Origin of the sequence: Priestia sp. FSL P4-0332, assembly GCF_038005845.1 — a bacterium.
Lineage (GTDB): Bacteria > Bacillota > Bacilli > Bacillales > Bacillaceae_H > Priestia.
Map to the genome: position 1 here is coordinate 2,286,510 of NZ_JBBOUA010000001.1, position 22,188 is coordinate 2,308,697.

Genomic DNA, 22,188 nt, shown 5'->3' on the forward strand with positions numbered 1-22,188 from the left:
GTTTGTAATAGGAAAGAGAGTTATAAATTGAGGGCTTTTCGCTTATCATTTTTGCTATAACCTTAAATCAACGAATTCTGTGCAACTTCTTTTAAGATTTGGTAAAATAAAACCCTACGTTTTAATTCCTTCCGATAGATCCCTCAACTACTATTTCTACTTATTTTAAAGGAGGACGCTATTTTGCAGTTTGAACAAGCTTTAACACATTTACAGTCCTATTTTGGCTATGATTCGTTTCGAAAAGGACAGGAAGAGTCGATTCGTTATGTTTTAGAAGGGCACAATACCGCTTGTATTATGCCAACAGGAGGAGGAAAATCACTTTGTTATCAAATTCCTTCATTATTATTAGAAGGTACAACACTGGTGATTTCTCCGTTGATTTCCTTGATGAAAGACCAAGTGGACACGCTGAATGCAGCTGGTATTCCGGCCACGTATATTAACAGCTCGCTGACTCACACGGAGGTACAGCAGCGCTTAGAAGAAGTCGCACTTGGCGAATATAAGTTGCTTTATGTAGCGCCGGAACGACTGGAGTCTCCGCAGTTTTTAGAGCAGCTTCAAATGCTTCCTATCCCGCTTGTAGCGGTAGATGAAGCGCACTGTATTTCACAGTGGGGTCATGATTTTAGACCGAGTTACTTACGCATCAACGAACTGATCAGCAAGCTGTCTAACGCTCCGATTGTGATGGGGCTGACGGCTACGGCGACGCCTCAAGTGCGTGAAGATATTTGTCGAGCTCTTCATATTAATGAAGAGTACACGGTGATGACGGGATTTGAACGTGAAAATTTATCGTTCGCTGTGGTAAAAGGCCAGGATCGAATCAGCTATATCGAGCAGTATATCCGTAAAAATGACCAAGAAGCAGGAATCATTTATGCCGCTACGCGTAAAGATGTTGAAGAGCTTCATGCTAGATTACAAAAGTCAGGAGTTAATGTATCAAAATACCATGCTGGTATGAATGGGAACAGCCGTGACGAAGAGCAGAACCGCTTTCTGCAAGATGATGTGCAGGTGATGGTGGCTACCTCTGCCTTCGGAATGGGGATTGACAAATCAAATATTCGCTTTGTTCTTCACTATCAGCTTCCGAAAAATATGGAAAGCTATTATCAAGAAGCAGGACGTGCTGGTCGTGACGGACTTCCAAGTGAGTGTATCGTCCTTTATTCTCCTCAAGATATTCGCGTGCAGCGCTTTTTGATTGAACAGTCAACGTCAAATCCTAAAAAGCAGATTCAAGATCTTGAAAAGCTGCAAAATATGGTGAACTACTGTCATACAGAAGGCTGCTTGCAAGCGTATATTCTTCATTATTTTGGAGAAAGTGAAGCGCATGAGTGCGGCCGCTGCAGCAACTGTACGGATGATCGTGTGGAAATAGACGTAACGGTCGATACGCAAAAAGTATTATCTTGTATGATTCGTATGGGCGAACGTTTCGGTAAAATGATGATTGCTCAAGTATTAACGGGTTCACGAAATAAAAAAGTAGTTGATTTTGGTTTTGACAAGCTGAAAACGTACGGCGTCATGAGCGACCGGTCGGCTAAAGAAGTGAGCGATTTTATTGAGTATTTGATTTCAGAGCAGTTTATTTTAGTAGGACAAGGATCATTTCCTACTTTATCAGTAGCAGCGAAAGGAAAAGGTGTGCTTCTCGGCACGGAAAAAGTGATGAGAAAAGAACAAATGGAAGTGAAGCAAATTGTCCAAGACGACGAGCTGTTTGCTCATTTGCGTTCCGTTCGAAAGCAGCTGGCAGACGAAGCGGGCGTGCCTCCTTTTGTTATTTTCTCAGACGATACTCTTCATGATATGTGCGCAAAACTTCCGGTAACTCTTGAACAGTTCGCCACTGTAAAAGGAGTCGGAGAACAAAAACAAGAGCGATACGGAGAACGATTCACGACTGAAATCAAACAGTTTTGTGAGAAACATCCAGATCGAAAGCGAGAAGTATCTTCCCCTGCTCCGAAAAAAGCAAGAGCTTCATCAAAAGAAGGCTCTCACTTAATGACGTATGAGCTATTTCAGCAAGGAAAATCGTTAGATGAAATTGCTGCAGAACGTGAATTGAGCCGCATTACCATTGAAAATCATTTGTTTAAATGCGCAGAAGAAGAAAAAGAAATTGACTGGTCACCTTTTCTTTCAGAGGAGGACGAACAGCTTATTTTAGAAGCTGCTTTCTCAGTAGGCGATGAAAAGTTAAAACCAATCAAAGAAGAATTACCTGAAAACATTACCTATTTTATGATTAAAGTAGCGCTGTTTAAACAAAAAATGAAGCAGCTGTCTTAAACAAAAAGCTCCTATTTAAGGAGCTTTTTTATGTTGAATAAGGGAGTTTACTGATAAAATAGAAGATATAAATATTTGAAAAATCAGATTAAATAAAAAGGAGTACTGCACTGAGATGATTGAACGAGAGCTTGAAGCTATTTTGCATGCTTCTAACGACAATATCGTTATCACTGATGAAAAAGGGTGTATTTTACGAGCGAGTCAAAACTGCCGTGATATATACGGGTATGACGTGCCAGAGTTGGTCGGACAAACAGTATACGAATTGCAAGACCGCGGGATATTTTCACCTTCCGTTACGATTGAAGTGTTAAAGAAAAAGAAAGAAGTACAGCTGATGCAAAAAACAGAAACGGGTAAAGTTGTAATGGCAACCGGTATTCCCGTGTATGATGAATATCAGTGTATGAAAAGAGTAATTAGCTTTTCACATGATTTAACAGAGCTTCAGCGCTTAAAAGAAGATTATCAGCAGCTCGAAGTGAAAATGAAAACATATCAGCTAGAAATGGAAGAGCTTCGGGAACAGCAGTCAAATGAGATGGTCATACGAAGTCAAGCGATGAAAAAGGTATGGTCCATTATTAATCGCGTGGCAGACAGCGATGCAACGGTTGTGTTGCTAGGTGAATCGGGTGTTGGTAAAACGGCTTTTGCGCGTGCTTTACATTATGGAAGTGAACGAAAAGAAGAGCCGTTTATTGAAATCAACTGCGGAGCCATTCCAGCTAGTTTGTTTGAATCTGAAATGTTTGGATACGAAGCAGGATCTTTTACAGGTGCAAGTACAAAAGGGAAAATAGGAAAGGTTGAATTAGCTCATAACGGCACGCTTTTTTTAGATGAAATAGGAGAGCTGCCTCTTGATATGCAAGTGAAGCTGTTAAAAGTGCTGCAAGAAAAAACAGTCACCAAAATTGGAAGTGAACGAGCCAAATACGTAAACTTCAGGCTGATTGTAGCAACAAATCAGCCGCTTGAGGAAATGGTCAAAAAAGGAACATTTCGCGAAGATTTATTTTATCGGTTACACGTTATTCCGATTACTATTCCTCCGCTTCGCGAGCGAAAAGAAGACATCGCGGCACTGCTTTATCATGTGTTACATAAACAAAATGAAAAATATAAAATGAAGAAATTTTTTCATGCAGAAGCATTAGATATATTGGTTGAACATCCGTGGCCCGGAAATGTGCGCGAGCTAGAAAATACAATTGAACGCCTTGTGTTAACAACGGATGAAAACAGCATCTCGCCTAAAGACCTGCCGTTTTATACAGAAAAGATCAAAAGTGATAAAGAAGAATGGGAGACTCTTGATACGTTAACCTCTCAGGGAATGACCCTTCAGCAAGCACTTGCAGAAGTGGAGAAAAACTGGCTGATTCGTGCTTATCGACAGTGTCAAACAACGTATGAAATGGCAAATGCATTAGGAATTAGTCAGCCTACGGTTGTAAGACGTTTACGAAAGTACAATATTAAATAAAGAAAATTTAATTCAAAATGAATTAACTGATTCCGTACTGAATCAGTTTTTTTGTTTTGATTCTATTATGAATTAAAAATCGTCCATAATTGCACGAAATAAGACGATAAAAATTGGCATGCATTTTGCATTAATAAAAAGTATCTAAATAAAAAGCGTCAGTATCTAACATGTTGACACGGCGCTAATGAATGAAACCCATTAGGAGGAATAAATCATGCCAAAATATCAGCCGAAAAATTCATTTGAATCTCCGCGTTTTTGCGGACCTCGAACATTTATGAGACTTCCGTATGTAGAACAAGTAAATTCGGAAATGGATTTTATTGTCACGGGTATTCCGTTTGATTCAGGTCAATCTTTTCGAACAGGAGCACGTTTTGGACCGGAAGCTATTCGAGATTTCTCCATTTTGCTTCGCCCGTATAACCCAGAACAAAAGATTAATATTTTTGATTACATTTCAGGCGTTGACTACGGCGATTTGTCAGTTGTTCCGGGATATATTTTAGAAACATATAAAAAAATTGAAGAAGGGTTAACGCCGGTTGTGAATGAAGGAATTATTCCTATTTCACTAGGCGGTGATCATTCGATGACGCTCGGCGAACTTCGTGCCATCGCGAAAAAGCACGGGCCGGTAGCGCTTTTACAGTTTGATGCTCATTCTGATACGTGGGATAGCTATTTTGAACAAAAATACAATCACGGTACGGTATTTAGACGAGCAATTGAAGAAGGGCTAATTAACGTGTCGCGTTCGATTCAAATCGGTATGCGAGGCGGTCTGTACGGAATTGAAGATTTAGAAGATGCAAAGAACTTAGGTCTAGCTCTGTATACGACAAATGAATATAAAAAACTGGGCGTTGAAAAAATGCTAGAAATTATTCATGAGCGTGTAGGAGAAGGACCCGTATTTTTATCGTTTGACATTGACTTTTTAGATCCAGTTTACGCGCCGGGAACAGGAACGCCTGAAGTATCGGGTGCAAGTATTGACGATGCGCTTCAATTCGTTCGTGGGTTAACAAATATTAATTTTGTCGGGTTTGATTTAGTAGAAGTACTGCCAGCTTATGACCATGGACAAATTACAGCAGCAGCGGCCGCTAATATTGTTTATGAATTTATCACGCTTATTGCGTTAAGAAAAAAAGCAAAAGAAGAAGAAGCGCTGTTAGTAAAAGCACGCGACTGAATATAAAGAAGACAGTAAAAGTGGGAAGGTACTATTATCTTCCCACTTTTATATAAGAGTTCTCTATAGGGAGTGTTTGACTATGAACGAGCAAGTAAATGTAACAGTAGATAAAAAGCGAGCAAAACCATGTAAAAGAGAAATATTCAATCCAGCGACCAATAAGATCATAGCGGAAGTGTTTGATTCGTCGCTTCAACAAGTAGAGGAAGCGGTAGGTAAAGCGAAACAGGCTTTTGAACAGAGTGAATGGAAGAAAAATAAGTCACTGCGTGTAGAGGTGCTTACGAAACTAGCAAATCTATTAGAAAATGAAGCGAATATATTCGCTGAAACAGAAACATTAAATACTGGCAAACCGATAAAAGAAGCGCAGTTAGATATTGAAGATACGATTAATTGTTTAAGATATTACGCAAATTTAATAGAAGAAAATCAGCCGTGGACAAAGGACATGTTCGACGATACAAACAGTAAAATCATTCAAGAACCTATCGGCGTATGCGCGCTAATCGTTCCTTGGAATTTCCCTTTGCTGCTTGGCATGTGGAAGCTGGCTCCTGCCTTAGCAGCTGGAAACACGGTGGTGTTTAAGCCTTCAGAATTAACGCCACTTTCTTTTTTAAAGTTAGCTTCATTATGTGAAAAAGCTGGTATACCAGAAGGTGTGTTTAATTTACTTACAGGAGACGGTGAAGTGGGAAGTGCGCTGGTTGAACACAAAGACGTAGCTAAAGTCTCTTTTACAGGAGGATCAGAAACAGGCAAACGTATTTATCAGCAGTGCGCAAAAGAGATGAAAAGAGTTTCTCTTGAACTGGGAGGGAAATCTCCGCTTCTTATTTTTGAAGACAGTGAAATTGATATTGCAGTAGACTGGACAATATTTGGCTCATTTTTTAACCAAGGACAAGTGTGTGTAGCTTCATCGCGTATACTCGTAGATGAAGCTATTTATAAGCCGTTTCTTTCTGCTCTTATGGAGGCTGTTGCTGCTATAAAAATTGGTAACCCCTTAAGAGAAGAAACGGAGATGGGTCCGGTTATTAGCACGGAGCATCTGAACAAAATACAGGATTTTATCAAGTTAGGTCAAGAAGAAGGAGCGAATTTATTAACAGGAGGAACGTTAATTGACTGCGAAGGTGGAAACTATATAAAGCCGGCTGTGCTCGTCGATGTGGAGCAGCATATGAAAGTCGTACAAGAAGAAATATTCGGTCCCGTCATTACCGTTCAATCTTTTTCAAGTGAAGAAGAAGCCATAGTACTTGCCAACGGCACGAGATTTGGTTTAGCTGCAGGAATTTTAACGAATGATTTAATGAAAGCAGAGCGAGTTGCTGAACATCTTCAAGCGGGAACGATTTGGATCAACGGCTACCATACGCCTCATATTGAAACGGCGTGGGGCGGTTTTAAAGAAAGCGGCATTGGGCGGGAGTTAGGTCCATCAGGATTAGCTGCTTTTACTGAAACAAAACATGTGAATACAAATTCCAAGCTAGCTCGAGCCAATTGGTATCAATAAAAGTGAAAGGTGGAAAAGGAATGACAACAAAAAGTGGTCTCGCCCATGATGATGTGCAGCCGATTGCAATGAATAAAAGAAGTATGGGCTTCTTCTCTACATTTTCCATGTGGATAGGAGCCAATGTGGTAGTAACGACCGTTTTTACCGGAATGCTGTTTGTACCCGATATGACCTTTTTAAAGGCATTATTTATTATTGTGCTTGGCTCTTTAGTTGGTGCCATACCGCTCGTGTTGATGGGGAATATCGGAACTCGAACCGGTCTTCCAACCATGGTTTTGATGAGACCAGCTTTTGGGCAAAGAGGAGCTATGCTTCCTGCTGCTGTTAATCTTATTACATTAATCGGCTGGGCCTGGATTCAAGCCTACATGGCAGGGCTAAGTTTAAATCATGCCGTTACCTTTTTGACAGGTTACAGCAATATCAATCTATTTACAATTCTTACTCAAGTGTTGGTAGTAGCTATTTCTATATACGGACATAAAGGCATTGAAGCAACGGAAAAATTAGTAGCTACGCTTATGGTCATTTTAGCAACCGTTGTGTTTAGCTATTTGTTTATCGAATTTGATGCAGCAAAATTAATTCAAATGAAAGCAAGCGAAAATCCTGGTATTACAGGAATGTTAGCTTTTGATATTGTCGTAGCTACAGCTTTTACGTGGATTCCCATTGTTTGCGATTATAACCGAAACTGTAAATCTGAAAAAACGGGCATTGCGGGAACTTATTTAGGGTATAACGTCGCAACTCTAATTGCGATGGGGTTAGGGGCAACGGTTTCTGGCTTTTCAATTCTCGGAAATATGACGCAAACGTATGACCCGGTAAATTTAATTGGTGCATATAGCCCGCTGTTAGGGTTAGTAGCTGCCATCGTAATTTTTTTATCGGTGCTGTCAACCAACGTAATGGTATTGTATAGCGCGACAATGTCTTATTTATCTATTTTTCCAAAGCAGAGGTTCTGGATACCGGCACTAACCATGGGAGTTGTCACAGTTCTAGGCTCTTTATTAAAAGAGTGGTTAATGACAAATTTTCAAAGCTTTCTGCTTATGATCGGCGTATTATTTATTCCTATTATTGCGATTGTTCTTGTTGATTATTATATCATTTGCCGAAAACACTATGACGTTTCAGCTATTTTAGAAAAAGAAAATAAACTATACTGGTATACAAAAGGCTTTAACCTTCGTGTGTATGTATCTTACATAGTGGGGGCTGTATTTGCCTACTATTTTACGTACGTTCACCCGCTAGCCACAGGCGCAACAATCTTAGCTTTTTTATTTACAGGTGTTTTGCATGTATTGTTAACCAAACTTTCGCAGCTCTCAATCCCTTACTCAAAGGGAATCGACAGAAATGCTTAATATAATTTTAAATAGACTGAATTATCAAAAATAATCAAAAAGCTCCTATTTAAAGGAGCTTTTTGTGTTAAAAATAGCTAAGAAATAAGCAAAAGCAGGAAGAAGAGAGGTTCTTGATCTAGCTAAAAATAAAGTAATAACATGTATTTGATTCTGTCAGGGGTCTTTCCTATAATAAATGTAGGAAAACTTTCCAAAGGAGAATTTTATGCTCGAATTAGAGACTATTCAAAGCAGTGCCATTGAAAAAACTAAACATACATTACTAAAGGATATAAAAAACGTAATAGGTGAACAAGACGAATGTCCGGATTTTGAGACTTATTTAACAGACAGACACTCTTTTATTAAAAAGGCCTGGGGGACTACGTGGAGAAAAGCAGTTGTTTCTTCTGTATCTAAAAAAAGCAGAAAGTCATATTTAACAGAGAAAGGCTTCGAGGTGAAAGGGTATAAACCTCAAGCTATAGATAAGTTATTTGCTAAAGAAACGAGAAAAGGTATAGAGTTTAATGCTTTTTCTTGGCTAGAAGAGCAATACGGAAAGGGCAATAAAGCGGAGTGGCTATCTCTATACGGAGAAGCAAGAGCTGAATTTGCCGAAAAAGAAGAAGAAAGAAAAGAGAAGGAACGACAGCAAAGTATTAATGATCGAAAAGCTAGATATCAATTACAGTTAAACTTAGAAGCAGCTCCTATTTTGGAAGTAAACAAAGGGCTGTATTACCTACATATAAGAGAACAGCTTTCCCATCAGCTGTCAAAAGACATTAAAACAAACTCAAAGTATATTGAAAACTATGCGCCGCATACTGAGCTTGAAGATGAATTAATAGCAAACGGCGATTTAACACGTCATGATTATGAAACGGTTAATGACTTTTTTCAAGAGCTCACCGGCGGCGTAAGCTCAGAATTAGACAGATATTCAACGATTATCTTGTTTGAAACGTATGAAGATGTATACGAGGTATTTATCACCGATAAGATTTATGAAATTATTCCAACTATGATTATGGATGACCTTCCTGCTTCATTTAAAGAAGAATATAAATGTTATACAAATGCTTCGGTAACACGAATGGATATTATAAAAGCACTTAGAAGTGATTTATCGGATTTGGTCTATGAATATAAAAAAATGCTTGTAGAAGAAAAGCTTTCTGATGTACTAGAAATTTCAGATCACAACTTGACGATTGAAGAGCATCAAGAGAGATATCAACAGCAACTGGAAGAAAGACGATTACAACAAGAACGTGAACGTGAGGAAAAGAAAAAGCTTATCGAAGAAGAACAGCGACAGTTAAATTATATTTTTGGTGCAGAATACGAAATGGACCCAAGAAAAGAAACGGAATACATCCTTCATCTCGGTGATACAAACACAGGAAAAACGTATACGGCATTAAAATCATTAAAAAAAGCTGCTTCGGGTAGTTACTTAGCGCCGCTTCGCCTGTTAGCTTTAGAAGTTTTTGAAAAGCTGAACAAAGACAGAGTCCCTTGTTCGTTAAAAACAGGTGAAGAAGAAAAGATTGTTGAAGACGCTCAGCATATGGCCGGTACCGTAGAGATGTTTAGTGAATTAGAACATGGCGATGTAACCGTAATTGATGAAGCACAAATGATTCAAGACAGAGACCGAGGATTTTCATGGTATAAAGCCATCACTCGAGCCAATGCCAAACAAGTTCATGTTATCGGGAGTTTAAGTATTCGAAGTATGTTAGAAGAGATGTTAGACGGTGTGATCTCAGAAATTCATGAGTACGAAAGAGATATACCTTTAAAAGTAGATCTTCGAAGGTTCAAAATTGAACAAGTAAAACCCGCAGATGCTTTAATTGTTTTCTCGCGTAAGAAAGTGCTCCAGACAGCGGCTAAGCTAGAAAAAGATGGTCACAAAGTTAGCGTGATTTATGGAAGTATGCCGCCTGAAACGAGAAGAAAACAAATTGAGCAGTTCATTAATAGAGAAACAAATGTCATTGTGTCTACAGATGCGATTGGAATGGGGTTAAATCTTCCAATTAGACGAATTGTCCTTTTAGAAAACATGAAGTTTGACGGACAAAAGAGGAGATTGTTGACTTCTCAAGAGTTAAAGCAGATTGCAGGTCGTGCTGGAAGGAAGGGTCTCTATAATGTAGGAGAAGTTGCATTCGCTAAAGATGCAAAGCAAATGAGAGAACTGTTATTTTCAACAGACGAGCAAATCAGTAAATTTTCAATTGCGCCTACTTCAGATATGCTAAGAAGATTTAAAGAATATCATCATGACCTCGGAACGTTTTTTGACATGTGGGCTAAATTTAAAAATCCAAAAGGTACACAAAAATCAAACCTGGCACAAGAACGTGAGCTTTATGAGGAAGTGAAAGACACGCTGATTGAGGCGAAAATGCCCATTGTTGATTTATACGGCTACTTGCAGCTGCCGTTTTCAGCAAAAGAAAGCTCCTTGAAAAAGCAGTGGGTTGCCAGCATGAATGCGATTGTTAACAGAGAAGAGTTACCTGAACCACGGATGATAGAAGGTTCACTGGAAAAATTAGAGCTGTCTTATAAAGCAATTGGCCTGCATCTTTTATTTCTATATCGAATGGACAGAAGGCCAGAAGCTATTTACTGGGAACGTGTCCGAGAAGAGCTTACAGATAAAATCCATAACGTATTAAGAAAAGATATGAAAAAATTTAAAAGAACATGTAGTGCGTGTTCTAAAGACCTTCCTTGGAATCATGATCATGCGATATGCGATTCGTGTTTTCATAAAAGATTCCGCAGAAGGTATGGAGACGACGATTTTAATTAATAAGATGTAGTGATAAAAAAGAGGCTTGTATAAACGTATGTTAGTTGAAGGAAGAGGCTGGGACAAAAGTATTTTAGCCGAAGTGAAAAACGAACCATTGATCAACATGTTTGATTAGTGATTCGTTTTTTTATTATGGTGAACGTAGGTTTCATCTGTTTCGTTTCTTCTAGCAGTTGATTGGAGGGCAAGGCTAAGGCTCGTGCGGGAAAAGCATAAGTGGCGAGGAGGCTCAGCGGCCGCCCGCGGAAAGCGAAGCCTTGCATGGAAATCAACTGCGGTGTAACAAGCGGTTCAGCTCATGCATCCCATTTACTCGTCTTTAGATTGGATTCATTTCTTTATGTCTCAACCTTATTTTTCGGATAGGCTTTTTATCTTTTTCCTATGAATTTCTGCGTCAAAGCAGATTTTTGTAGAAAAAAATCGGAAATGTATAAGCGGTCATCTTGTAAAAAGAGCAATAAATTATTATCATATAGAGTGGAACTGATATTTTAAAGAGTTCCGTGATTTTTTTGTTGGGCGGACGTGTATTGTATTAGAGTAAGTTTGCTATCATTCGTTATGTTAAAAGCAGCACTTTTAAATAGAGATACGGTTCGTAATAGAAGGGAAGAGGATGATGACAAGTCATAACAAAGAAAACAAAGCTGCAGCCGAGCAGTACAGTAAAGGGAAGATTTTGTGGCAATTAACCCGTCCTCATACGCTAACAGCATCGTTTGTACCGGTTTTAATTGGAACAGTTCTAGCCATGTTTTATGGCCATGTGAACGTTTGGATGTTTCTTGCGATGCTTTTTTCATGTTTGTGGATTCAAATTGCGACGAACTTATTTAACGAGTACTATGATTTTAAACGCGGCTTAGATACAGAAGACTCTGTAGGTATCGGAGGAGCCATCGTCAGACACGGCATGAAACCGAAAACGGTATTAAATTTAGCACTGATTTCTTATGGAATTGCTCTTATTTTAGGTGTATATATATGTGCAAACAGCAGCTGGTGGCTTGCTTTAGTTGGATTAGTAGGTATGGCGATTGGTTATTTGTATACGGGCGGACCGCTTCCGATTGCGTATACGCCGTTTGGAGAATTATTTTCAGGTCTTTGCATGGGCGCCATGTTCGTATTGATTTCATTTTTTATTCAAACTAATACCGTAACGTCTGAAAGCATCTTTGTATCACTTCCGATTGCGATTTTAGTAGGTGCGATTAATTTGTCTAACAACATTCGTGATATAGAAGAAGATACAAAAGGCGGACGACGTACGCTAGCCATTTTATTAGGTTCTAAAAATGCGATTAGATTTTTAGCTGCTTTGTTTGGCATTGCGTATATTTGGACCGTTGCATTAGTGGTATTCTTCGATATTAGCCCTTGGATTTTCTTAGTGTTTCTTAGTGCACCTAAGCCAATTCAAGCCGTACAAGCATTTGTACGCGGAGAGCTTATTGCGATGAAAGCAACCGCGCAAACAAATACGTTTTTTGGATTTACTTTATCAATTGGCTTATTAATTGGCTATTTAGTAAGCTGATTAAGTGGAAAAAGCCTGTCTTTTTAAAGACAGGCTTTTTGTTATGCTTCAGTTATTTTTTCTTTTACTGCGCTAATAAATGCGTTCATATTTTCAGAAGATGAAAAGCTGGCTTGGGCTTGTTTTGGTCCGCCGCCGCCTTTTCCATGGTAAAGTGGAAGCAGCTCTTTATAAAGTTCGCCGCATTTGACCCCACTGCCGCTGTGAGCCAGCAAAACTTTTTGATCACTTGAAAAAGAAAAAAGAAGCGTCGTATCAGGTGTTTGAAGAAGCTGCTTTGTCAAGGCTTGCACATCTTTTAGTGTGCGGTTTTCAAAGTGATGGTACAGAAATGAACCTTCTTTTTTGCTTTCTAATTCACTTGCTAAATAAGCTGCATTTTCATTTTTTAATTCTTCTAGTTGTTTTTGCAGCTCTTTTTGTTCAGTCTCCAATTTTTTAATGCGTTCTACAACTAATTCACGGCTTGTGCTGAATTTATTGCTAAGTTCTGCTACGATTTCTTGAGACTGCTGATAATCAGCTAATGCACGCATACCGCATTTAAAAAAGAGGCGTGTATTGCCGCGCTGCTTTTCTGTTTTCGTAAGTTTAATAAGGCCAAGCTCTCCAATTTGGTTTACATGAGTACCGCAGCAGGCAGAAACATCAATGCCTTCAATTTCCACGATGCGTACCACTTCGTCTTCTAGATCGGGCACTTTGCGAAGCGCAAGAGTATGTAACTCTTCTTTCTTCACTTCGTACGTTTTAATGTGACGGTTGCTGTGAATAGCGTCATTTACAACTTTCTCAATGTGTAATAACTGCTCATGAGATAATTGAGGTACATTCAGATCGATAGAGACTGCTTCGTTACCTAAATGAAAGCTAACGGTGTGAATATCATATGTATCGATTAATAGAGCCGAAAGTAAGTGTTGTCCGCTATGCTGCTGCATGTGATCAAAGCGGCGATGCCAGTTAATTTCACATGTGACGTTCGTTTGTGCAGGGAGCGTATTGACGATATGATATACTTCTCCATTTTCTTCATACACATCTTTCACGTCGATTCCGGCAATATTACCGTAGTCAGACGGCTGTCCGCCGCCTTCTGGATAAAAAGCGGTTTGTTTTAACGTTAATGCGTAGCCATTTGAAAGAGAGCGTGTCTCTATCACTTCAGTTTCCCACGTTTTTATGTAGGGGTTGCTATAATAAAGTCTTTCTGTCATGTTCATCATCCTTTCTAGTAAAACCATATCTAACTTTTTCTATAGTATCAGAAATATGTTTCTTCGAACATGGATAAGCTAACTTGTAACAATAAAACTGGGTGGGACATATGAAAAATACTGTTTATATTTATACAAGGGATTTAAAAAGAATTTTCACCAATTGGGCGATGATTATCATTGTGCTGACGCTTATGATTCTGCCGTCTTTTTACGCATGGTTTAATATAAAAGCATCTTGGGATCCATACGGGCGGACTGAAGGTATTGCCATTGCAGTAACAAGCGAAGACGAAGGTTCTACGATAAGAGGTCAGCACGTGAACGTGGGAAAAGATATTATTGCAACGTTAAAAAAAAATAAAACGCTTGGATGGACGTTTGTCTCCAAAGAAAAAGCTGATCACGGAGTAAAGCACGGAGACTATTATGCAAGTATTGTTATTCCAAAAGATTTTTCACAAAAGCTTGGTACCGTTCTTCAAGATCGTTTGGAAAAACCGGTCATTATTTACAAAGTGAACGAAAAAATAAACGCAGTGGCGCCTAAAATTACAAGTAAAGGAGCCAGCAGTTTAACACAACAGATCAGTGAAAAATTCGTCAAAACAGCGAATGGAGCTATTTTTTCAGTGTTTAACGAACTAGGTATTACACTGCAGCGGGATTTGCCGACCATTCAACAAGTTGAACAGCGGATTTTTGAACTTGAAAATCGTCTTCCTGAAATCAAAAAAGTAATTAATGAAGCGAATGACACCACTCAAAAAGCTGGAGCTATTGTATCAAAAGCTCAGGCCGCTCTTCCTGAAGTAGAGAGACTAACAGCTGACGGCGCACAGATGACTCAGCAGCTAAACACTTTTTTAACTAAAAGCGATGAAGTTTTAAAAAACGCTGAACCAACGATCAACGAAACGCTGCATCGGGTTCAGCAACGAGCTCTCCGGGTTCAAGAATTGAAGAATCAGCTGATGGAAAAAGATATAAAACCGGCTGAAGTCAACGCAGCATCGGAACAGCTAAAAGGGCAGTTAACAAAACAAATTGCTGACACAGGAGAGATTCTTACGCTTCTTACAGATTTAAATGCGTTATCTCAACAAAAAGTTCTTTCACCTGTTATTAATGACGTAAAAGATGTAAATACGCTTTTACAGCAGCAGCTTTCGGATGTAAACAGCCTGCAGCAACAAACAAAGAATGGTGATGTTCCAAATCAAAGCGTACTTGATAGGTTCAGCTCTCACACCGATCAAGCTGTTTCTAGATTAAATGCGTTAACGAATTCATATTCTTCTACGATTGTGCCTGCTGTTGAACAAGCAATCAAAGAAGCGAAAGATAAAACGGCAAGCGCAAACTCACTGCTTGATGAAGCCAATAAAAGCATACCGGATGTTTCTAACGTCCTGTCTAAAACAGCCAGTGGCATCTTGCTTGGGCAGCAGGAGCTTGGGAAAATAGCAAAAGACTTTCCGCGAATTGAACAAAACGTGCACAATATAGCGGATAAAATACGAGAATTTCAGCAAAAAGAAAATATTGAAGATATTATTAATTTGCTAAAAAACGACGTGCAAAAAGAAAGTGACTTTTTTGCTAAGCCGGTTCTTTTAAAAGAAGAAAGACTTTACCCGATTCCGAACTACGGCTCAGCTATGTCGCCGTTTTATACAACGCTTTGCTTGTGGGTCGGAGCTTTGCTGTTAGTTTCGATTTTAAGCGTAGAAGTAGCGGATGAAGAGCGATTCAAAAGCTATGAGGTCTATCTTGGAAGACTTTTAACGTTTTTGTCTATTGCTCTCGTGCAAGCTTTTATTGTGACGCTAGGGGATTTATTTTTAATCAAAACGTATGTCGTAGATAAAGTACCTTTTATCTTTTTAGGCTTGCTGTGCAGCTTCGTATTTATGACGATTGTATATACGCTTGTTGCGATATTTGGCAATGCAGGAAAAGCAATGGCGATTGTTTTACTTGTGCTTCAGCTTTCCGCTGCAGGCGGTACATTTCCGATTCAAGTCGTGCCTGCTTTTTTTCAAGCAATCAATCCATTTTTACCATTTACGTATGCAATAAGCATGATGAGAGAAGTTGTAGGAGGCATGTTAGCGGATATTGTCAGAAAAGACGTTACGGTGCTTCTTTGCATTTGGCTAGGCGTGCTGCTCGTTGGCATTTTTCTTCATAAGCCTCTTAGTAAAACGAGTGCAAAATTAACAAAAAAAGCGCGTGAAAGTAAATTAATTCATTAAAAAAACGTTTTGGGTTTCCAGACAGAACAAAATGCGGTAGTGTAGATATAAAGGAGTGATCAGCATGGGTATATTAGATGGACTATTAGGAAATGCATCAGAAGCAGATATAAGAGGAACTGAAAAAGACTTACAAAATATCTTAATTGCCAACGAGCGAGTGGAACAAGCGTATAAAGTCATTCGCGATTTAATGGTGTTTACGACGAAACGCTTAATTATCGTTGATAAGCAAGGAGTGACGGGAAAGAAAACAGATTATCATTCCATTCCTTATAAGACGATTACCCATTTTAGCGTAGAAACGGCTGGAACATTTGATTTAGATGCGGAATTAAATATTTGGGTATCGGGTTCTAGTGCACCGATTTCAAAAGAATTTCGTAAAGATAAAAACATTTACGACGTGCAAAAAGTATTAGCATCTTATGTGTTAGATTAAAAAAGTTGAGCCATGAAAAACTGGCTCAACTTTTTTAATGTGTGTAAAACGAGAAAGTATAACAGTCTTGCATACAGTCGTTTGAAAATACTCAGGCTGTTGTCCATTCCTATTTTCACTTTACTCATTACCGAAATGCATGAAAACGATTTACATAATGAATTATACAGAATAAAAAAACCGTGATATGCTTTTTTTAGAGAAAAAAGGAAGTGACCAACTGTGAGTTATACCGTAATTGGAACATCAGCTTTTCGCAAAACAAATGTTGCGCTTTTTGCAGCAGGCTTCAACACATTTTCGATTTTATATTGTACACAGGCCATTTTACCCGAATTTTCTAGAGAATTCGGGATATCCCCGGCGTTTGCCAGCTTGTCTCTTTCGTTAACAACCATTACGCTAGCGGTTAGTATGCTTTTTTTAGGTTCTTTATCAGAAGTGTGGGGACGAAAGAAACTGATGGGTCTATCGTTAATTTTTGCGTCATTGCTATGCATCATGACAGCATTTAGCTCTACCTTTGAAACGCTGTTAGTCTTTCGCGTCATTCAAGGAATCGTTTTAGCAGGGCTGCCTTCCGTGGCCATGGCTTACTTAGGAGAAGAAATTGAACCAGGGAGTTTAGGAAAAGCGATGGGGATTTATATAAGCGGCAACGCCTTTGGAGGCGTGGCGGGAAGGCTTATGACAGGGGTGCTCACGGAATATTTCAACTGGTCCGTAGCTCTTGATGTTGTAAGCGCAATCAGTTTATTAGCCACCTTTGTTTTTTTTATGAACTTGCCAGATTCACAAAACTTCACTTCACGATCTTTTGAACTTCGTCAGCTTACCGGCTCTCTTCGCAGTCATCTTCAAGATAAAGGGATGCTTTGTCTTTTTGCTATTGGTTTTGCGCTGCTTGGGAGTAACGTAGCTTTATACAATTATATTGGATACGCTTTATCCGCTCCTCCGTATTCTTGGAATCATACGCTTGTAAGTTTTATTTTTGTTATTTTTTTTGTGGGAGTATTCAGCTCGGTCTGGATGGGGACGCTGGCGGATCGATACGGCCGGAAAAAAGTGCTGTTATGTACGATTGCTGTTACGCTTATAGGTTCCATCGTTACGCTGCATCCAGTTTTATGGATAAAAATTACCGGGCTATTGCTGCTGACTTTTGGCTTTTTCGGAAGTCATTCCATCGCAAGCAGCTGGGTGGGAAGAAGAGCCACTCATGACAAGGCTCAGGCTTCGTCTTTGTATTTGTTTTTTTACTATGCAGGATCAAGTGTTGGCGGGACAGTGGCTGGATTATGCTGGAGTGCGTACGGCTGGAAAGGTGTTATTGCTTTAATTGGTGTGTTTCTTACAACAGCCTTTTTCCTAGCTGTTCGTTTGTCAAAAATGCCGGCTCAGCAGACGCATGTTCACTAAAAAAGAATGCAAAGACATGTATGGCTATTGATTTAAAAAGACTTTCCACTCAGCGTGGAAAGTCTTTTTTTAGTTTAAAAGCTGAATAAAAAGCTCGGCTACTTTTTTATGAGCACTGTTAGCAGGATAGATATAAGAGAAACGGCGCTTAAAAGGAGCGGTGTTAACGTTGAGAATCGATAGGTGCTTTTGTTCTACATCTTCTTTAATAGCGCAAAGTGACAGCACAGACATTCCTAAATCGTGAACAATGGCTTCTTTAATTCCTTGATTGCTGCTGATCGTTAGCATGCTTTTCATTTTTAAACCGTTGGACATTAGAACGTGATCTAAATATTCTCTTGTTCCAGAGCCTTTTTCACGCGCTACCCACCGCTGATTTTGTAAATCATCAATTTCTACTTTTTTAAGCTGAGCTAAAGGGTGATCCACTGACGCAACGATAGCAAGTTCATCGTCCATAAAGGACTGAATATGTAAGTCGGATTCTTCCGTGTGTCCTTCAATAAGCCCTACATCTACTTTGAAATGACGAACAAGCTGAGCGATTTCCTTTGTATTACCGATAGTCACTTCTACATCAATATCAGGATATTGTTCACGAAGCTTTGCTAAAAATGAAGGGAGAATATATTCGCCAATCGTGAAACTGGCGCCAATCGTTAGCATTCCTTTGACACGGTGATGATGTTCATAAATATCTCGTTTCGTATGCTCATATATCTGAATCATTTGTTTAGCACGATCGTATAAAATTTCGCCGCTGGGTGTGATTTTTAACATTTTAGGTGAACGCAGGAACAGGGAAGTTTGAAATTCTTTTTCAAGATTTTTGATGTGTACGCTTACGCTTGGCTGTGAAATCATTAACTTTTCCGCAGCTTTTGTAAAGCTTTGCTCTTCTACAACAGAAACAAACGTCTTTAACGCATCATAGTACATAGAGTATGGCTCCTTTTATATTAAAAAAATTAATTATAAACATTATAAAACATTGCTATTGTAATAACTAGAGGCACTTGGTTAAAACAGTAAAATAAGGTGCTGGCTTAAAGATTTATAACGAAAGCAGTACAAGCTATTTTCAGAAGTTAATCTAGTTATTTACATTTCATCTATAAAGCTACTAAACACTTTTTTGTCATCTGTTTGTAACAAAAGTAAAAAAAGTACTTGTTTTTTCCAAAAAACATATTATAATATTAACTGTAATACGATGAGTAATACAGTTAATACACCTAGTACACACATCATGATTTTTGGTAAATGAAGGGAGGCAGACTATGTTTGATTTAGATATTCGTAGTCGCAAGCCGATATACGAGCAATTAGTAGATAAATTGAAAGAACTTATTATTCATGAAGTCTTTAAGGCCGATCAAAAGCTTCCATCTGTTCGACTGCTAGCAAAAGAATTAACAATTAATCCAAATACAATTCAAAAAGCATATCGTGAACTAGAACATCAAAATTATATTTATTCAGTTCCAGGCAAAGGAAGTTTTGTAACGCCTCAAGTTGATACACTAAATAACGAGAAGGTGAAAAAGATGAAAGAAGAATTAGTAAGGCTGTTGGCAGAAGCTATGTATTTAGGGATGGATAAAGATGAAATTCTATCACTTATCTCACAGGCTGAAAAAGCAGTAAAAGGGGGAAGCGATAGTGATTGAACTGAAGGCGATAAAAAAAGAGTTTGAAGAAATGGAAGCTCTAAGGGACGTCACGCTTTCTATAAAAAAAGGATCTATTTACGGACTGCTTGGCTCCAACGGGGCAGGGAAAACAACGCTATTAAAAATCATTGCAGGTATTTACAAGCAAGATCACGGGAAAATCGTAATAGACGGCGAGGAAGTATTTGAAAACGTTGGCTTAAAAGAACGTCTTATTTTTATGCCAGATTCTCTTTATTTTTTCCCTCAAACAACGATTAAGCAATTAGCGTCTTTTTATAGAAGCGTCTACCCGACTTGGAACGAAGAGCGGTTTCAAAAATTAAAAGAAGCTTTCCCAATTCAATTACATAAAAAGGTACACAGAATGTCCAAGGGAATGCAGCGTCAAGTAGGTTTTTGGTTAGCGCTGTCTGCTATGCCGGATGTACTTATCTTAGATGAGCCGCTCGATGGGTTAGATGCGGTAATGCGTCAAAAAATTAAAAACCTTCTTGTTCAAGACGTGGCAGAACGGGAAATGACGATCTTAATTTCATCGCATAACTTGCGAGAAGTGGAAGATCTTTGTGATCATGTAGGCATTTTGCATCACGGTCAATTATTAATTGAAAAAGAGCTGGATGATTTAAAATCAGACGTGCACAAAATTCAAGTTGCATTTGAAGGAGATGTGCCGCTAGCGCTTTATGACACGCTAGACATTTTATATCAAGAAAAACGAGGAAGCGTCTTGCTTTGTATTGTTCGAGGAAAAGAAAATCATTTAGTCAACAAAGTTCGATCGTATCAGCCTTTAATTTTTGACATCTTGCCACTTACGCTAGAAGAAATCTTTATTTATGAAATGGGGGATGTGGGTTATGCAATCGAAAACATCATCGTTTAACCGCGGCATGTGGATTCAATCCATGAGAAACGTGGGATGGATTGGTGCTTTATATACACTTGTTCTTTTATTTATTTTGCCACTTCAAATTATTCTGAGGTATACAGGTGAAGTTAACGAAAATGGAATGTATACAGAAAAGTTAAAGACTCTTTTTGAAGTTGTTGGAAGCCTTCAATTTTTGTTTATGTTTACTGTTCCTGTGGTGCTAGCTATCTTTTTATTTAGATATATCCAAACAAAATCAGCCGCTGATTATATTCATAGCTTACCAATAAGCAGAGGTGTGCTATTTTGGCAAAACGTATTATTAGGAATTGTATCATTAGTTTTACCTGTTATTATTTCAGCCATCGTTCTTTTTCTTATTAAAGATTCAGTAAATGTTGACGATTTATATACGCTAAAATTAATTCTACGATGGGCTATTGATACTATTATTTTGAATATCTTTGTTTTTTCTGGAGCCGTATTTGCAGGTATGTTCACAGGTATGTCAATACTGCAAGGTGCGTTTATATATATATTATTCATTCTTCCGGCTGCGCTCATTCAGTTTTTTATTATGAATGTTAAGTTTTATTGGTATGGGTTTGCTACAACATATTATTCAGGGAGAAATTTACAAGATTTGGTTCCTTTTATCCATATTATGGATCTGTTAGATAGTGGAAAAGAAAGTTATCTAAGTCTAGTAATATATGCAATTGTAGCTTGTGCACTTTGTTTTATTGCATTTATTGCATATCAAAAGAGAAGTTTAGAAATCGCTACGCATGCAATCGCTTTTAATTGGTTAAAACCTATCTTTATCTATGGACTGACGACGTGCTCATTATTATTATGGGGGATGTACTTCGGAGAGATCAAGGATTCTTTTAAATGGCTTATTTTTGGTTATGTTTTTGGATCTTTATTAGGGTATATCCTTGGACATATGATTTTAGCTAAAACATGGCGTGTGTTTGATAAATGGAAGGGCTACTTATTGTTTGTGGCAGCAGCCATCATTATAGGTATAGGCTTGAAAGTGGATGTTTTTGGTTACTCTAGTTACTTACCAAATCAAGAAAATATTCAATCTGTATATTTTGATGAAGATGATTACTCCTTGACAGATAACCCTAAAAGTCATGATCCAGAGAATGGTGACTATTATAGACCACCTTACTATTATTCTGATAAAAATACCGTTAATTTTATACGAGCATTGCATAAACAAATTATAAAAGATCAGCCTAATATTTCTAAAAGAGAAATACAGTCTGGAGATGCTCGTGAAATAACTTTTGCTTATAATTTAAAAAATGATAAAAAAGTTGTTCGACAATATGCGGTAAGGGAAGCTGATTATAAAGCTTTTTATAAACGAATTATAGAAACACCTGAGTACAAAAATCATTCTTTTTATATTTTAGAACGTGATAATAAAAATATGAGGTATGTAAAAGAAGTTCAAATTAATGTGATGTATAAAAGCGGCGAACCTATTGTAATTAAAGATCCAAACAAAATTGAAGATTTGAAACTGGCAATAAGAAAATCCATACAAAATCAAACGTATGAGGATACTCAGAGTAACCAACAAAGCTGGTCTAGCATTGACTTTATGGATGGAAATGGACGAAGTGTAGACTCCATACCTTTTGAGAAATCATATAAAGAAGTTGAAAAGTGGCTCAAGCATGAAAAAATGTTTGAAAGTGCTCGAGTGATGCCAGAAGACGTTTCAAATATTGTAGTTTTAAAGAATAAAGATCACGAAATTCTTCAGAACGCATGGGTAGACACGCCCTCTATTCTAACTAAAAGAAAAGGTGCGTTAACTATTAAAGATTCCAAACAAATCGATCATTTTCTTTCGCATACAACCATTCAAGAACAAGGGGATTATATAGTTGTTTTCCGTTATAAAAATTCAAGTCCTGAAGTTCAAATGTTTGATGCTAACACGATTCCAACAGAACTAAAAGAAAAACTAAAATAGCAAGGGAG

The 22,188-nt window shown here is 38.2% G+C and carries 15 protein-coding genes; 13 read left to right on the forward strand and 2 right to left on the reverse strand.

Translation table 11 applies throughout. From position 1 onward, the window contains the following. Nucleotides 1-183 precede the first annotated feature (183 nt). The 7 genes from recQ to MKY06_RS11595 all read left to right on the forward strand — a co-directional run bounded on the left by recQ (nt 184) and on the right by MKY06_RS11595 (nt 12,289). Entirely contained in the window at nt 184-2,319 is a 2,136-nt protein-coding gene (recQ, locus tag MKY06_RS11565; RefSeq protein WP_013056957.1) for a DNA helicase RecQ, read from the forward strand. Nucleotides 2,320-2,434: 115 nt separating this feature from the next. Further along, nucleotides 2,435-3,811: a sigma-54 interaction domain-containing protein gene (locus MKY06_RS11570; protein ID WP_029321644.1), complete on the forward strand. Its 1,377-nt coding sequence runs from the start codon at nt 2,435-2,437 to the stop codon at nt 3,809-3,811. Nucleotides 3,812-4,028: 217 nt separating this feature from the next. After that, a complete protein-coding gene (gene speB / locus MKY06_RS11575; RefSeq protein ID WP_029321646.1) occupies nt 4,029-5,012 on the forward strand; it encodes an agmatinase in 984 nt (327 codons plus the stop codon). Nucleotides 5,013-5,094: 82 nt separating this feature from the next. Further along, nucleotides 5,095-6,543, forward strand: coding sequence for an aldehyde dehydrogenase family protein (locus tag MKY06_RS11580; RefSeq protein ID WP_098277845.1), 1,449 nt, complete (start codon nt 5,095-5,097; stop codon nt 6,541-6,543). A gap of 20 nt (nt 6,544-6,563) precedes the next feature. Next, a complete protein-coding gene (locus MKY06_RS11585) occupies nt 6,564-7,925 on the forward strand; it encodes a purine-cytosine permease family protein (RefSeq protein WP_098277846.1) in 1,362 nt (453 codons plus the stop codon). Between the two features lie 208 nt (nt 7,926-8,133). After that, nucleotides 8,134-10,743: a helicase-related protein gene (locus MKY06_RS11590; RefSeq protein WP_098277847.1), complete on the forward strand. Its 2,610-nt coding sequence runs from the start codon at nt 8,134-8,136 to the stop codon at nt 10,741-10,743. 625 nt (nt 10,744-11,368) lie between these two features. Further along, nucleotides 11,369-12,289 carry a 1,4-dihydroxy-2-naphthoate polyprenyltransferase gene (locus MKY06_RS11595; protein WP_029321653.1) on the forward strand — a complete coding sequence of 307 codons (921 nt, stop codon included), beginning with the start codon at nt 11,369-11,371 and terminating at the stop codon, nt 12,287-12,289. Between the two features lie 41 nt (nt 12,290-12,330). Here MKY06_RS11595 and MKY06_RS11600 read toward each other — a convergent pair whose 3' ends face one another. Beyond that, on the reverse strand, nt 12,331-13,506 hold the full coding sequence (locus MKY06_RS11600; protein WP_098399442.1) for an alanyl-tRNA editing protein: 1,176 nt from the start codon (nt 13,504-13,506) through the stop codon (nt 12,331-12,333). Between the two features lie 110 nt (nt 13,507-13,616). Between MKY06_RS11600 and MKY06_RS11605 the strand changes: the two genes are divergently transcribed. From MKY06_RS11605 to MKY06_RS11615, 3 genes are all read left to right on the forward strand, one after another. Continuing rightward, the gene (locus tag MKY06_RS11605; protein WP_053487258.1) at nt 13,617-15,764 is read left to right on the forward strand and encodes a YhgE/Pip domain-containing protein; all 2,148 of its coding nucleotides are present in this window, start codon (nt 13,617-13,619) and stop codon (nt 15,762-15,764) included. A 64-nt stretch (nt 15,765-15,828) separates the two neighbouring features. Continuing rightward, on the forward strand, nt 15,829-16,206 hold the full coding sequence (locus MKY06_RS11610) for a PH domain-containing protein (protein WP_013056966.1): 378 nt from the start codon (nt 15,829-15,831) through the stop codon (nt 16,204-16,206). Nucleotides 16,207-16,428: 222 nt separating this feature from the next. Then, complete coding sequence (locus tag MKY06_RS11615; RefSeq protein ID WP_013056967.1) at nt 16,429-17,628, forward strand: MFS transporter; 1,200 nt, start codon at nt 16,429-16,431, stop codon at nt 17,626-17,628. Between the two features lie 69 nt (nt 17,629-17,697). Here the strand turns inward: MKY06_RS11615 and MKY06_RS11620 are convergent, their stop codons facing one another. Further along, the gene (locus MKY06_RS11620; RefSeq protein WP_013083080.1) at nt 17,698-18,570 is read right to left on the reverse strand and encodes a selenium metabolism-associated LysR family transcriptional regulator; all 873 of its coding nucleotides are present in this window, start codon (nt 18,568-18,570) and stop codon (nt 17,698-17,700) included. Between the two features lie 341 nt (nt 18,571-18,911). On the opposite strand from MKY06_RS11620, the gene MKY06_RS11625 reads away from it, so the two are divergent. From MKY06_RS11625 to MKY06_RS11635, 3 genes are read left to right on the forward strand one after another with little or no spacing between them, the layout of a single operon-like run. Next, nucleotides 18,912-19,301 carry a GntR family transcriptional regulator gene (locus MKY06_RS11625; protein ID WP_013056969.1) on the forward strand — a complete coding sequence of 130 codons (390 nt, stop codon included), beginning with the start codon at nt 18,912-18,914 and terminating at the stop codon, nt 19,299-19,301. Then, on the forward strand, nt 19,294-20,193 hold the full coding sequence (locus tag MKY06_RS11630; RefSeq protein ID WP_064471657.1) for an ABC transporter ATP-binding protein: 900 nt from the start codon (nt 19,294-19,296) through the stop codon (nt 20,191-20,193). The genes MKY06_RS11625 and MKY06_RS11630 overlap by 8 nt, the downstream gene beginning before the upstream one ends. Beyond that, nucleotides 20,168-22,180 (forward strand): multidrug ABC transporter permease, encoded by a 2,013-nt coding sequence (locus MKY06_RS11635; RefSeq protein ID WP_098277849.1) that lies wholly within the window; start codon nt 20,168-20,170, stop codon nt 22,178-22,180. Before MKY06_RS11630 ends, MKY06_RS11635 begins: the two co-directional genes overlap by 26 nt. Nucleotides 22,181-22,188 lie beyond the last annotated feature (8 nt).

What these genes read in the sequence shown, in the direction of transcription:
- MKY06_RS11600 (WP_098399442.1), bottom strand. Translation starts at nt 13,506, where the DNA reads ATGACAGAAAGACTTTATTATAGCAACCCCTACATAAAAACGTGGGAA.
- MKY06_RS11585 (WP_098277846.1), top strand. Translation starts at nt 6,564, where the DNA reads ATGACAACAAAAAGTGGTCTCGCCCATGATGATGTGCAGCCGATTGCA.
- MKY06_RS11590 (WP_098277847.1), top strand. Translation starts at nt 8,134, where the DNA reads ATGCTCGAATTAGAGACTATTCAAAGCAGTGCCATTGAAAAAACTAAA.
- MKY06_RS11595 (WP_029321653.1), top strand. Translation starts at nt 11,369, where the DNA reads ATGACAAGTCATAACAAAGAAAACAAAGCTGCAGCCGAGCAGTACAGT.
- MKY06_RS11580 (WP_098277845.1), top strand. Translation starts at nt 5,095, where the DNA reads ATGAACGAGCAAGTAAATGTAACAGTAGATAAAAAGCGAGCAAAACCA.
- MKY06_RS11610 (WP_013056966.1), top strand. Translation starts at nt 15,829, where the DNA reads ATGGGTATATTAGATGGACTATTAGGAAATGCATCAGAAGCAGATATA.
- MKY06_RS11625 (WP_013056969.1), top strand. Translation starts at nt 18,912, where the DNA reads ATGTTTGATTTAGATATTCGTAGTCGCAAGCCGATATACGAGCAATTA.
- MKY06_RS11635 (WP_098277849.1), top strand. Translation starts at nt 20,168, where the DNA reads ATGCAATCGAAAACATCATCGTTTAACCGCGGCATGTGGATTCAATCC.
- MKY06_RS11570 (WP_029321644.1), top strand. Translation starts at nt 2,435, where the DNA reads ATGATTGAACGAGAGCTTGAAGCTATTTTGCATGCTTCTAACGACAAT.
- speB (WP_029321646.1), top strand. Translation starts at nt 4,029, where the DNA reads ATGCCAAAATATCAGCCGAAAAATTCATTTGAATCTCCGCGTTTTTGC.
- MKY06_RS11620 (WP_013083080.1), bottom strand. Translation starts at nt 18,570, where the DNA reads ATGTACTATGATGCGTTAAAGACGTTTGTTTCTGTTGTAGAAGAGCAA.
- MKY06_RS11605 (WP_053487258.1), top strand. Translation starts at nt 13,617, where the DNA reads ATGAAAAATACTGTTTATATTTATACAAGGGATTTAAAAAGAATTTTC.